The 14,553-nt window shown below is 32.3% G+C and carries 9 protein-coding genes; 4 read left to right on the top strand and 5 right to left on the bottom strand.

From position 1 onward, the window contains the following. The first annotated feature begins 11 nt into the window (after positions 1-11). Entirely contained in the window at positions 12-716 is a 705-nt protein-coding gene (locus OTK55_RS05040; RefSeq protein WP_274870976.1) for a (5-formylfuran-3-yl)methyl phosphate synthase, read from the top strand. Between the two features lie 106 nt (positions 717-822). Next, positions 823-2,316, top strand: a complete 1,494-nt coding sequence (gene guaB, locus OTK55_RS05045; protein WP_274870977.1) for an IMP dehydrogenase — start codon at positions 823-825, stop codon at positions 2,314-2,316. 164 nt (positions 2,317-2,480) lie between these two features. On the opposite strand, the gene OTK55_RS05050 is transcribed toward guaB, so the two are convergent. From OTK55_RS05050 to OTK55_RS05060, 3 genes are read right to left on the bottom strand one after another with little or no spacing between them, the layout of a single operon-like run. Further along, positions 2,481-2,720 (bottom strand): pseudomurein-binding repeat-containing protein, encoded by a 240-nt coding sequence (locus OTK55_RS05050; RefSeq protein WP_274870978.1) that lies wholly within the window; start codon positions 2,718-2,720, stop codon positions 2,481-2,483. A gap of 5 nt (positions 2,721-2,725) precedes the next feature. Next, positions 2,726-3,895 carry an HD domain-containing protein gene (locus tag OTK55_RS05055; RefSeq protein ID WP_274870980.1) on the bottom strand — a complete coding sequence of 390 codons (1,170 nt, stop codon included), beginning with the start codon at positions 3,893-3,895 and terminating at the stop codon, positions 2,726-2,728. Positions 3,896-3,946: 51 nt separating this feature from the next. After that, positions 3,947-4,486: a nicotinamide-nucleotide adenylyltransferase gene (locus tag OTK55_RS05060; protein WP_274870981.1), complete on the bottom strand. Its 540-nt coding sequence runs from the start codon at positions 4,484-4,486 to the stop codon at positions 3,947-3,949. Between the two features lie 421 nt (positions 4,487-4,907). On the opposite strand from OTK55_RS05060, the gene OTK55_RS05065 reads away from it, so the two are divergent. Further along, the gene (locus tag OTK55_RS05065; RefSeq protein ID WP_274870982.1) at positions 4,908-5,969 is read left to right on the top strand and encodes an adenosylcobinamide amidohydrolase; all 1,062 of its coding nucleotides are present in this window, start codon (positions 4,908-4,910) and stop codon (positions 5,967-5,969) included. Positions 5,970-5,996: 27 nt separating this feature from the next. On the opposite strand, the gene OTK55_RS05070 is transcribed toward OTK55_RS05065, so the two are convergent. Both OTK55_RS05070 and OTK55_RS05075 read right to left on the bottom strand, forming a co-directional pair. Further along, complete coding sequence (locus OTK55_RS05070) at positions 5,997-6,392, bottom strand: universal stress protein (RefSeq protein WP_274870983.1); 396 nt, start codon at positions 6,390-6,392, stop codon at positions 5,997-5,999. 15 nt (positions 6,393-6,407) lie between these two features. Next, on the bottom strand, positions 6,408-8,093 hold the full coding sequence (locus tag OTK55_RS05075; RefSeq protein WP_274870984.1) for an ATP-binding cassette domain-containing protein: 1,686 nt from the start codon (positions 8,091-8,093) through the stop codon (positions 6,408-6,410). Between the two features lie 250 nt (positions 8,094-8,343). On the opposite strand from OTK55_RS05075, the gene OTK55_RS05080 reads away from it, so the two are divergent. Further along, a complete protein-coding gene (locus tag OTK55_RS05080) occupies positions 8,344-14,508 on the top strand; it encodes a beta strand repeat-containing protein (RefSeq protein WP_274870985.1) in 6,165 nt (2,054 codons plus the stop codon). Positions 14,509-14,553 lie beyond the last annotated feature (45 nt).

Consider the following 14,553-nt stretch of genomic DNA (forward strand, 5'->3'; position numbering starts at 1 on the left):
GGGTTGATTGAATGGAACTACTAGTAAGTGCTATAAATCTGGAAGAAGCAAAAGAAGCAGTAAAAGGTGGAGCAGATATTCTAGATGTTAAAAATCCTAAAGAAGGATCTTTAGGAGCAAATTTCCCATGGGTTATCAGGGAAATAAGTGACTATGCTGAAAACATGATTATAAGTACAACAATAGGTGATGTACCATACAAACCTGGAACAGTATCCTTAGCAGCACTAGGAAGTGCAGTATCTGGGTCAAACTATGTTAAAGTAGGATTATATGGACCTAAAAATTATGATGAAGCAGCAGATGTGATGAATGCTGTAACAAAGACAATTCATGACTATGATGACTCAATAACAGTAGTTGCCTGTGGATATGCTGATGCATACAAGGTTGGCTCAGTAGAATCAGAACAAATACCAGAAGTTGCACATGATACTGGATGTGACATAGCAATGCTTGACACATACATTAAAGATGGTCATAGATTAACAGACCACTTAAACAAGGACCAGCTAAAAAACTTTGTAGATAAATCTCATGATTATAATCTAAAAGTAGCACTAGCAGGCTCAGTTAATGAGGGTGATGTACAATTACTAGAGGACATTAACTGTGATATAATGGGTGTGCGTGGCTGTGTTTGCACAGGTGGAGACAGAAACAAGGGTACCATTAATCATGAATTAGTAAGAAAATTAAAAGATACATTTAATTAATATTTTAGATATAGATATTACTAATAGATATTTTGAAAATTATGTTGTTTTCTTAATTATCAAAATGTAAATTATAATTGTGGATTGATATAAAAAGGGGCATAATATGAGTAAATATACAGATAAATTAACAAAGGCAGAAGACACATATACATTTGATGATTTTCTTATAAAACCAGGATTATCAAGTATAGAGCCAAAAGATGTTACATTAAACACAAAAGTGTCAACAAATTATGATTTAAACTTACCAGTAGTTAGTTCTGCAATGGATACTGTTACAGAATCCAGTATGGCAATATCTCTAGCAAGAGAAGGTGGATTAGGAGTAATTCACAGAAATTTAACAATAGAACAAGAAGTTAAAGAAGTTAAAAAAGTTAAATATGCTAATGAATTAACTGTAAGAGAAGTAATAACAATATCTCCAGATGAAACAGTTGAAGATGCACAGGAAATCATGGATATAGAAGAAATCAGTGGATTACCTGTAGTAGATGATAATGACATAGTGGTAGGTATTATCAGCCGTAGAGATATTAAACCATTAAGGGGAAAAAGACTAAACAGAAAAGTTAGTGAAGCAATGACCCATAATGTAGTAACAATATCAGAGGATACTGATACTGAGACAGCACTAGACCTAGCATATGAAAATAAGGTTGAAAGATTACCAGTAGTTTCTGACAATAATGAAATTGTTGGTATAGTAACAATGAAGGACATTCTTGAACGTAAAAAATACAGCAATGCTGTACGTGACAAAAATGGCCGATACCTTGTAGCAGCAGCATGTGGACCTTTTGACATGGAAAGAGCTATGGCATTAAGTGATGCTGGAGCAGATATTATTGCTATTGACAGTGCACATGGACATAAAACTGATATCATAGAATCAGTACGTGAAATGAATAAAAACGTAGAATCTGATGTATTACTAGGTAACATTGCAACAGCAAAAGCTGCAGAGGACATACTTAAAGCAGAAATTAATGGTATAAAAGTAGGTATAGGTCCTGGATCCATCTGTACAACTAGAATTGTAGCAGGTGTAGGAGTACCACAACTTAGTGCAGTATCCAGTGTTGCTGATGTAGCAGAGGATTACGGTGTACCAGTAATAGCTGATGGTGGACTAAGATACTCCGGTGATATTGCTAAGGCACTAGCAGTAGGAGCTAATGCTGTTATGATTGGTAGTTTACTAGCTGGTACTACAGAGTCCCCTGGTGAGATGACTATTAGAAATGGTAGAAAATTCAAACAATACCGTGGAATGGGTTCTCTTGGTGCTATGACTGGTGGAGTAGGTGCTGGAAAAGACAGATACTTCCAGAACTCTGGTAGTAACATGAACTCTACTAAACTAGTACCTGAAGGTATTGAGGGTGTTGTTCCTTATAAGGGAGAAGCTAGCCAAATTGTATACCAGTTAATGGGTGGTCTTAAATCATCCATGGGTTATGTTGGTGCTAAATCAATAGATGAAATGCATGAAAAAGCAGAATTAGTACATATAACTCCTAATGGTATGTCTGAAAGCCATCCTCACGATATAACTATTACTAATGAAAGTCCTAACTATCATCCAAGACAATAGAGTTAGACTTTAATTTAAGCCCCTTTTTTTTAATTATAATAGTATATAAAAAAGAATACTTTTAATGATTATACTATTTTTCTTCTCCAAAAAAATATTTTATTTTTTTTTTTTAAATGTTAAAAAAAGTTATTATTAAATAAAAAATAGTGTAAGATTTTTTTTTAGTGATTATGTTTTTTCTCATAGATTACTACTTTTTCTGGATTTCTACCATTTTCTAGTATGAATTTGTTCGCGTATTCAATGGCTTCCATGTATTCATTCTTGTATATTTTTTCATCACCGTATGTGATATATGTAGGTAGTTTTCCATGTCTTTGGTTGTACTGGATTACCTTGTCTACTATGCTGCGGTATTCATTCTTGGTTAGTTTTGCTTTTATTCGTTTTTTTATTTTCATGGAAATCACACTGGTAGAGTTAAGTAGTCTTCTATTTTAATATTTTTATCTATTGCTTTTTGTTTATTTTCCTTGGACATGTATAAGGATAGGTCTGCATAGTTGTACTGAGCTTTCTTTAATGAATCTATGATTGTTGATACCTCTGATAATGGTCTTAGGCCATGATATGTTTTTACTTGTATACTCATCTTTTTGAATGATAATTCCTCAGGCATGTCTATTATTACTTCCTCTGGACTTAAGTCTAGCTTGTATGCTATTGCTTCTTCTGCTTCTCGTAGATATTTCTTGTCCATTTCCACTATTTTTCCGGGATCTTCATATTGTTGTAGGTGTATATTGTCTGCCCGCTTGTATAGGTGTCTTGTGTCTATGTTTCGCATGGTTTCTTCAGGTAATCCTTTCGTGTTTCTTGTTATGTTGATTAGGTCTCCATCATCGATGTATCTTAGTTGTTCTTCTGTTACTACTTTGTCTTCCAGTAGTCTTTTTAGTGATACTCTGAACATACTGTTTACTATTCTTGTTGTATGATGCTGATATACTGTAGGATACATGAAGTAACGGGCTAGTAGTGTTGATTCTGCTGCTTGTACGCCCTTATCTGATAGTACTAGGTCATCTCCCTCATATGTTAAACTGTATATCAGCCGTTCTGTATCTATAATACCATATGCCACACCAGTGTAGTAGGAATCTCTCATCAGGTAGTCCATCCGGTCTACGTCAAGGTCTCCTGAGATTATTTTACCATACTTTGTGTCGCCATCAATTATGCTTGTTATGAGCTTGGTGTCGAATTTATCATTTATTATATCGGTTATTGTGGAATCACTGATTATTTCCTTGGTTACTGTTTCATGATCATGTTTTAGTGCTCTTTCAGATACGTGTGAAAATGGGGCATGTCCTATGTCGTGTAGTAATCCGCAGACTCTAAGTAGTTCTATTATTTCATTGTCTAGTTCTAGTTGTGTTCCTATCTTGTTTGCTAGGAAAAGGGTGCCTATTGAATGTTCGAATCGGGTGTGATTTGCTCCAGGATATACTAGGTTTGTGAATCCTAGTTGTTTTATGCGTCTTAGTCTCTGCATTTCGACGGTGTCTAGTATTTTTAATTCAAAATCTGTTAGGTGTAAGTCGCCATGAATGCTGTCTCTTATAAATCCCATTCTCAACATCTCTTGTTTTATTATTGTTGATTTTGTATTATATTTTATTGTTTATTGTACTAGTTCACTAACTTCCTTTTTATGTAGTTTTCGGATGCGTTCTACTCCTTTTATTTCCTTTATTACATTTACCACGGATTTTGGTAGTAGTGCTTCCCAGTCTTCATTGTTTAACATTCTTCTTCTTACTTCTGTTCCTGAGTATATTGTACGATTGAATAGTGGTGGCTGCACTACTTTCATGTTGTCTTCCTCGAATAATTGTTGTACTAGGCTGTTTCCTGAGTATACTCTGCAGAAGGGTGGTGTTAGCATTTTAACATGTCCTACCCATAGTGAATTGCAGGATATGTCTTCTAGTGGTATAATGTAATATCGTGAGGAGTCTATTTTATGTTCTCGTAGTGCTTTCGTCAGCATTAATATTCTTTCTCCTCCTGTGAAGGGGTTGGAGTCTGTATGGCTTTTTTCTGCACTACCTATACCTATTATTAGTTCATCTACTTCTTTTAGTGTTTCTTGTATTACACTAATATGTCCATTATGAACTGGTTGCATTCTTCCGATTAATAAACCTCTGTTTTCGTCCATATCTAAATCACATTTATATTTTTTTCTTATTTTTATTATCTGTTATCTATTTATATTTTTTATTAATATTTATAGTTTTAATAAGCTATGCTTATTTATTGTCACGTTTAATTAAAAATACTAAATTATGTAACATTTGTATCATTTTTTTCTGTTTGATTCCTATTTGTTAGCAAGAAAATTAGCTCTCATTATTTCTTTTCATAATTCTATTATTCCTTAGAATAAAATTTAAATATCATGATTAACAAATTATTATATTAGTATTATGTTACTAATACATAATTAGTCCTTTAGGGTAGTGGCAATCCTACGAGACTCTGGATCTTGTGACAGCGGTTCGACTCCGCTAAGGACTATTATATTAAACTATTTTTTTATTTTTTTTATTAATTATTAACCATATTACTAGGAGTACTATATGAGTAATTATTATTCTAAAACAATATATTCTAATAAAAATTTTAACATCATAAAACGTGATGGTGCAATAATCATTGAATCAAAAGTAGATAATAACCTGATAATATCATCATGGCTAAATGCAGGATATCAAGAAAACATGACACACATAGTAAATCAGTCAATAGAAGGAAATGATTATAACGACATAGAACACAAAGGATACATTGAATTCCAGAAGAACTATATGAAACATTTAGGCTTAAACCCAGAAACATCAACTGGCCTAATAACTTCAGCATGTATGGACAACTATGCTATATCAACCAAGACATATAAAGAATTACAAGTAACAACAATCGTAACTGCAGGAGCAGATAAAAATGGAGTAAAAGCAGGAGATTCAGCATCATTCTATGAATATAATAATAAATACTACCTAGACATAGGTACCATAAATATAATAACAATAGTAAATTGTAACCTAGAACCAGGAGCACTAGTAACAGGAATAATAACAGCAACCGAGGCAAAAACCAGTATATTGGAGGATTTAAAACTAGAAAGCCAATACTCCACAAACATAGCAACAGGCACAGGTACTGATGGAATATGTATCATATCAAACAAATCTAGCGATAATCATATAGAAAATGCAGGTAAACACTCCAAATTAGGAGAACTAATAGCAAAATCAGTTCAAGAAGCAACCAGAAAAGCATTATATTTACAAACAGCAATGAGTACCGAATACCAGAAAACAATACTAAGCAGATTATCAAGATTTAATATATACTTCGACACACTTTTTGATAAAACTGAGAATATAAGTAGAACTGAATATGCAACACTCTTCTATGAATTTAATAATAACTCAGAGAAAATAGCACTAATAAGCTGTTTAATAAACCTAATAGATGAAGTACAGGTAGGCCTACTAGAACTTAATGATATAAAAGTACCAGCTACACAATTATTTAACACATTATTTAACAAAGAAAGTGATTATACATTTAACTCCATAGATGACATATTTGATTGTTTAATTTCATCAATAAATAATTATATAATAAAAAAATAGTAGAAAAAGTATGGGGGTTGATTTGTGTTATTTTACAAGTAATATTGGTAAATCCACATTTTTAAGAGTAGCCTGTGCAAAACTACCAAGGATTGATGATTTAAGGCCAGTATTTCCATGGGTACCAATAACAATCATATCTGCCTCACTTTTTAGTGTAACAGTCATAATATCATAATTAGGACTTCCAAATATGATCATACTGCTTGTTTTAACATCCTCAGCTACTGCCATGTCAATAATTTCCTGTACATATTCATGGGCTCTTTTTTCCTGTTCATCATAAGGTATAGTTGCCTTCTGATCCATAATATTAGTTACTATTATCTCAGCATCTAATCCTTTTGCTAGTTCTATTGCCTTTTTTGCAGCTTTTTTTGATAAGTCTGATCCATCTGTTGGTACTAGTATTTTTTCTATCATATCGATAACTCCTCTTTATTCTATATTTTCTGTTTCCATAAATTTATCTGTAACTGTTTCAGGGTTGCCCTCTGTTATTAGTTTACCATTATTAATAAGTATGCTGCGTGTTGATACTTCTTTTACAAAGTCCATTGTATGGCTTACTATGATTATTGTTGTTTCTAATCTTTCATTGATTTTCTTAAGTGAATTTGCCACGGTTCTTAATGTTACAGGGTCAAGATCTCCGAATGGTTCGTCCAGTATTAATATATCAGGGTTTGATGCTAGTACTGTTGCAATTGCTACTCTTACTTTTTGTCCTCCAGATAATTCTATGAATTGTCTTGTTAGTAGTGGTAGTGGTAGGTCTAATGCTTCAAACACTGGTTTACTGTATTCTATTACTTTTTCTATGTCTATACTTGGGAATAATAAGTCTAATATCTCTGAACTTAAATTTATTTTCTGTAGTTTTTCTATTGCCTCTGTTCTTGAAATATCGGTTAGCTGGTATAGTATATCTAGTGTTTCCTTGCTTAATCCTAGTTCATCTGCTTTTTTATTTGCCTGATCGTATACTTCATCCATTTTTGGTGATAACTTGGATGCTATTTGTTCTAGTATAGGAGTATGTGGGGTTAGTGCAAATTCCTGATGCATAAATCCCATGTTCTTCCTGATTTGCATACGGTTTTCTCCGTAGTCATTCATACTGGTCCATGTATCACCTGTTAGTATTTCTATTCGTCCGCTATCCGGTTCCTCAAATCCTGCTATCATTCTTAGTATTTCTGTTTTTCCTGAACCTGTTGGCCCGATTATTGATAGTATTTCTCCCTTATTCACGTTGAAACTTACATTCTGGATTGTTAGTACGTGTCCTCCGCGGTAAAGGTAGAAATCTCTTGTTAGATTTTCTACTTTTATTATAGGTTGGGTTCTGTCCATTTCTGCTATAGGATATACAGGTTCTTCGTCTGATAGGAATTCCTGGATTATTGTTTTTGTATCATTTATCTCCTGTACTTTTCCATTGAAGATTAACATAGTTCTTTTAGTTAAGTATCTCTGTATTTCTGGCTGGTGTGATACTATAATAATTGTTGTTCCATATTTTTCATTGATTCTTTTTATAGTATCCAGTACTTCTTTCTTCTTATGTGGGCTGCTCATTGTTGCTGGTTCGTCTAATAGTAGTATTTCTGGTTTCTTTGCTAGTTGTCTTGCTAGTACTAGTCTCTGTTTTTCTCCTCCACTTAATACTGGTGCAAAATGGTTTGCTTTTTCCTTTAATCCTACAGTGTCTAGTATATCCAGTGCTTCGTCCATGTATTCATCTTTCACTGTTTCTATGTTTGCTGTTGTCTCGTCTCCTGTTTTTATTCCTACCAGTTTGTGTATTACATTTTCTGCGGCTGTTGCTGACCATAATCCGAATGATCTTTGCAGGTGGATTGCTGTTTTTTCTTTGAGGTCATTCTTGTATTCTGAGTAATTATCTGGGGTGATTTCTAGATCGTCTATTATTATTTTTCCTTCATTGAATGGTTCCACTCCTCTTAATATTCTCATGAGTGTTGATTTTCCTGAGCCACTTACTCCCATTATTCCATATATTTCATGGTCTTCTACTTCGAAGGATACATCATCGAGGGCTTTTATCATATTGTTATCTTTTAGTTTGTAAATTTTTGTTAAATGTTCTACTTTTATCATGAAATTACACCGTGTTACATGGTTTGATGTTTATTTTCTCTTTATATAGTATATATGGAGTTTATTTTAATTAAGATTATATTTTTTCAAGGTTTATTTATTTCTATTTTATTATTTGTTTAATTATTAAAATATTTTTTATATAATATCAAATTTTATATATTATTTTTCATAAAATAGTATTATATTGGAGGATATGTTGTATAACCACTAACATATCTTCTAATAGATATACTTTTGGAGAATAATTATGAATATGAATATAAAACGTATATTCTTATTAACAACACTAGTATTCTTACTAGTGGGTCTTGGTGCACTAAGTGCAGCAGATTCACCAGGTAATGTTACTACCACAACATCCCATGCTAGTGTTACTACCACAACAGCTTCACATGCAGATGAGGTGGTAACAACGGATACTAGTGTTAATAAGAAGACTAGTTTAAAGACAAGTGTCTCAAAAGAAAGTAATGATAAACAACTTACTTCCGAGAAGAAAACTAGTACTAAGAAAAATACTTCAACAAAACAATTAAAGACAGATAATGAAGTGAATCTTTACGTATCAGATTCTGATGGATCTGATGAAAATGCAGGTTCACAGGACGCTCCCTATAAAACAGTAGGAAAAGCTATTAGTGCAACCACTAATGACTCCGTGTATAATATACATGTTGCTGCTGGAACATATAAAGGCGTAGGTAACACTAATCTTACAGTACCGGGAAATAACACTATTAACTTCATAGGTAGTGGTGTAAACAAAACTGTATTTGATGGTGAAGTAAATTATGATATTCAACAGAATGGTTTCTACTGGGGATCATCTGATAATTGGAAAAATTATATTAATGCAACAGGTAACTGGTTTATGAACATAACACCAGGTAATGGTAAAATAACAATTACTAACATGACAATGGAAAATGCATGGGTAAAAGGTGGCAGCAGTTTTGCAGCATATAAACAAGCACCAATAGATAACTATGCAACACTAGATGTGATTAATGTATACTTCTATAATAACCATTGTGGTGTTGGAGCAGCAATAAGAAACAGACAAAATGCTACATTAACAGTAAATAACAGTATCTTTGACTCTAACCGTAAATCTGACAGTACAGGTAACATGGGTATAATATATAATAATGGTACAGCATACCTTAACAACCTATTATTCACTGATAATTATGCACGTTGGGGAACAGTAACAAATGACCATATATTATATATAGCTAACTCAACATTAATGAATGGAAAAGGATACGATGGTGCTAGCGGATTCAAGAACGGTCCTGGTATATATGTTAACACAGGTACAGCTGACTACTATCGTCAATACAAAGTAACAGATATATACACAAGTATAGAAAACTGTACATTTATCAACAACAATCAATGTGATATAAACATTGGATCTGGAGATGTCTCAATAATAGGAAATAAATTCATCAACTCCACAGGAATATATGAATTAAACCCTAGATATGTAAGTGAAACATCACACAATATAACAAATAACACATTCAGTAACATGCAACCATCAACACTAACAGTTACAATGTTATCAGCATCAAAACCAGTATACTCATTCTACAGTGCATCCAGTGTATTTAATACAACAATAAATGGAAATAAAATAGATGTATCTAACATATCAACAGGTTATGGATTATACCTAACAGCAAATTCTTATGTGTATAACAATACACTAAACAATTACATATACCTTAACGGTAACAATAACATAATAGCAAACAATACAGTAAAAACACTACGTGACTACACAGTAACAACAAGTAGCAGTGCAAAAAATAATACAATAGTAAATAACACACTATCCTCTGGAATGTTAAGTGGAGACTTATCAGTAAGCTCAAATAATAATAACATAGTAGAAAATAACACACCAAAAGCATCAATAATCATAGTAACAAATAATAACTACTCACAATACTTTGATGCAGATGGTAAAATTATACCTGGAACAATACAATCTGGAAGTAAAATATTATTCTCAGGAAATATAACAAACAAGAAATTTGTATTCAATAATATTAATGTTTACCTAGCAAATAATGATACAGCAGTACTATATAATTCATCAATAATCTCAGAAAATGATTCCAGAATAGCTATTGATGGATTAAAAATCAATAATACTGATTCAAGTATAGGTTATGTAATCCTATTAAATTCTACAAATAATAAAGTAATAAACTCTGAAATTAATGTTAACACAAATGGTAAAATACATGCAATTATATTAGCTGATGATGAAAATACTATTCAATCAACAAAAGTAAATGTTGTAGGACCATCAGTAGATGTAGACTGGTCTAAATATCCTGTTGGTATAACAAATACTGTAGGTATACTAGTACAATCATCTGATAACTATATAAACATAACTAATGTAACAGTTAAAGCAAATAATAATAGAACAGCTTATGGTACAGTAGATGGTATTGATATACAATCACCAACAGCTGGATTACTAGTATCTGGAAATACATTATATAATACTAGAATTAATGTTGATGGAGATATGTATGCATATGCATTAAACATTGCACGTGCAGAGGAGACAAGTACTTCACTTTCATACTTCACTGCTAACAGTAATAATTATGCTTATGCTTTACAAATATCTGGACCATCATATAATAATAACATGGCTGGATATGCAACAGCAACGTCAACAAACGTTTCATATGGTGCATATTTAACTGGTCAATGGTCAGGAACAGTAACAAATAACTCCCTAGAAAAATTCTATATACAAAATATTACAGCACCAACAAGTATAGGTGTAGAATTAGAAGGAGTAAAAAACACAACAATAGGCAATGCGACATATAGGTTATATGGTGATAAAAACACAGGATTCATAATCATAAATACTAATAATACAAGAATCTATGCAATAACATCAACATCAACATCCGGCAACAAAAATAATACAATGATGACAATAACTCGCTCAGGAAATGTAACAGTAACAGGTAACACATTCAACCAAAAAGTAGGAAATGGAATAATAGTATCACAGTCAAATAATGTAAACATAACTAAAAACTACCTAAACATTGGAAACATAACTGGAGGAAATGCAGCAGTAACAAATGAAACATCAGACAATGTTACAGTTGAATCAAACACTCCTACAATAATATTACTAACAGATGAAACATACACTACATATTTTGATGAAAATGCAACACTAAGAGACAATATTAACTTTGATATATTAACATTAAACGGAGATTTACATAATAAGGATTTAACATTTAATAAAGCTGTAACATTCCTAAACAGTGGAACCTACACTATATACAATGGAACAATAATATTCCTATTAAATGGTGGAGACAGAAACCTTAACTATATAAACATTAACAACGTAAATAAAACAGCTATAAGAACAATACAAGACCCTACAAACTCATCATATCAAACAAGCATATACATAAAATATTCAAACATCACAGTTACCGGAGATAACCTCTCAGCAATATCCTCAAACAGTAGCGAAGGAACTTCATATGCTTACATATCACTAAACTATGATAATATTACTATGACTGGATCAAACAGTACAATAGTAAACTTCACAGGTCAACCAAATTCTAACCCAAGATGGTCACCTAGTGGTGCAATAGAATTAAACTATGATAATATAACATTAAAAGGAAACACAGCAAAAGTACTTGATGTAACAACAGCTAATGTATATTTCAAATATAATAATGTAAAATTCGATGGAGATAACATAACTGTTATAAATGCTAACAATGGATTATTAAGCTACTATGACGGATTCCAATACAATAACATAACAGGTACTGGTGATGATATATCTGTCATAATATACACTAATGATTCAACAACCAATAATAAAAATTGGTATTATAATAATATCAGATTAAACAGTAACAACCCTGTATTAGCATTTAATGTAACTAACGCAACTAGAATATATTTAAATGATAATACCATACTAATAAATGCTACAAACGATGAAACACCAGTTATATCAGTAGCAAATGGATCAAGAAACGAAGTAACAGACAACTACATACAAGCACTAGATGTTGCAGGTGACGATGCAGTAGAACAGACAGGAATCACAATAAGCAACAACCAGCCAGTAGAAGGAAACTACACAGTAATTATAAACACAAACATCCCAGAAAACACAACAATCAACAAATACATAACAATACAAGCAAACGCAACTGATGTATTTGGAAATCCAATAAATGGTACAATCGCAATATATGCAGATGGAGAACTAATAATATCACAGCCATTCACAAGCAACGTAACTGCATACTATGTACCAGAAGAAGCAGGACGTAAAGTAATCACAATAACATACACAGATCCTAATGGAGTATATGCTACAACCAATGTAACTAATAATCTACAAGCACTACTAAACAATGCAATAATCACAATAGACCCAGTAAACACAACAATAAACAAAACAACACAAATAACCGTAACAGTAACAGGTGAAGATGGAAGAGCAGTAACCAATGGTACAGTAGAATTAATAACAGAAGATGAAACATATCTAGGAACAGCAAATGTAACAAATGGTGTAGCAACAATAACAGTAACACCAACAGAAATAATAAACACAACAATATACGCTCACTACCTAGGAAATGAGTTATACAATGAAACTACAGCAAACACAACATACACAGTAAATAATATAAAACCAGCAGTCACAGTACAAAACATGACTTGTACCTCAAATACTACAACAGTAAACGTTAAAGTAGTAGATGTAAATGGTAACAATATAGCAGATGGTACTGTAACAATCCTAGTTAATGGTAAAACATACCAAGCAAACGTAACAAACGGTATAGCAAGTATCACAATACCATCAGGTGCATTAAAAGTAGGAAACAACATACTATCCATAAACTATAATAATAATACTTTCGGATATGAACCAGCAAGTACAACATACTACACTAACGGCACAAAATATGGACCAGTATACTATGTAGCAGTTAATGGTTCAAGTAGTAATAATGGAAGAACACCAGAAACACCATGGAACTACACATACGCATTTAATACAATAAGAAACAGTACATATAATAATTCATTAATATACATATTAGATGGAGTTTACAGTGTAAATAGTACAGTATTATTTAATAATGGTCTAACACTTAAAGTAATAGGCTATAATAATACAGTATTAAATGGAAATAATAAGAAAATCAATGCATTCAATATACAAAATGGAGTATTATCAATAGAAAAATTAACATTCAAAAACTTTGCTAATACACCAATCCTAAACAGAGCAAATAACACAACCATAATTGGAAATAAATTCATGAACAATAAAGGAATCAATGGTGGAGCAATAAGCAACTGGAATGCAAATAATGCTTTAATAACAGGCAATATATTCCAAAACAACACGGGAATGTACGGTGGAGCAGTATACAACAGAGCAAATAACACAATAATAACTAACAACACATTCACTAAAAACAATGCATCAATATCCTCAGGAGCAATATACAACATAGGAAGAAACACCAAGATAACAAACAACATATTCACAAATAACCATGCAAACACACTTGGTGGAGCAATAAACAACTGGGAAACTCAAAATACAATAATTACAGACAACAAATTCAATGGTAATCAGGCAAACTATGGTGGAGCAATCTACTATCGTGGAACAGGATTAAAACTAAACAACAATAACATGACAAGTAACACTGCCCGTGTTAGTGGTGGAGCAGTATTTGTAATAGGAACATCTAACAATATAACAAATAACAACTTCACAGCTAACAAAGCAAGAAGTGGAGCAGCAATAAACAACCTTGGAACAAACACATACATACGTGGTAACACAATAAAATATAACACTGCAAACACAACCGGTGCAGCAGTAAACAACTGGAATGCTAGAAATGCAACTATAATAAATAACACAATACACCACAACCAAGCACAATACGGAGCAATATACATAAGAGGAGCAAACAACACAGTAAGATCCAACAATATATACAGTAACAAAGCAAGTATTAGTGGAGGAGCAATCTTCAACATAGGAGTAAACAGTACAATCTATGGTAACACATTAAGAAGCAACAATGCTAACAATTATGGTGGAGCAATCAATAACTGGAATGCTAGAAATACAAGAATAACAGGTAACAACTTAACATACAATAATGCAACCTATGGCGGAGCAATTAATACTCGTGCAACAGACACCATAATCATGGAAAACATTATAACAAGAAACAGTGCAGTCAAAGGAGGAGCAATTCTTGACACAGGATATACTTCAACACTAATGAACCATAACAATATAAAAAATAATCCAACACAGAATGGATTAGAGGTAGCACACTAAAAAATGTGTGATTATTGAAAACATATGATGATGAATTCTAGGCAA

Source organism: Candidatus Methanosphaera massiliense, from assembly GCF_028890305.1.
In the GTDB taxonomy this organism is placed as follows: Archaea; Methanobacteriota; Methanobacteria; order Methanobacteriales; family Methanobacteriaceae; genus Methanosphaera; species Methanosphaera massiliense.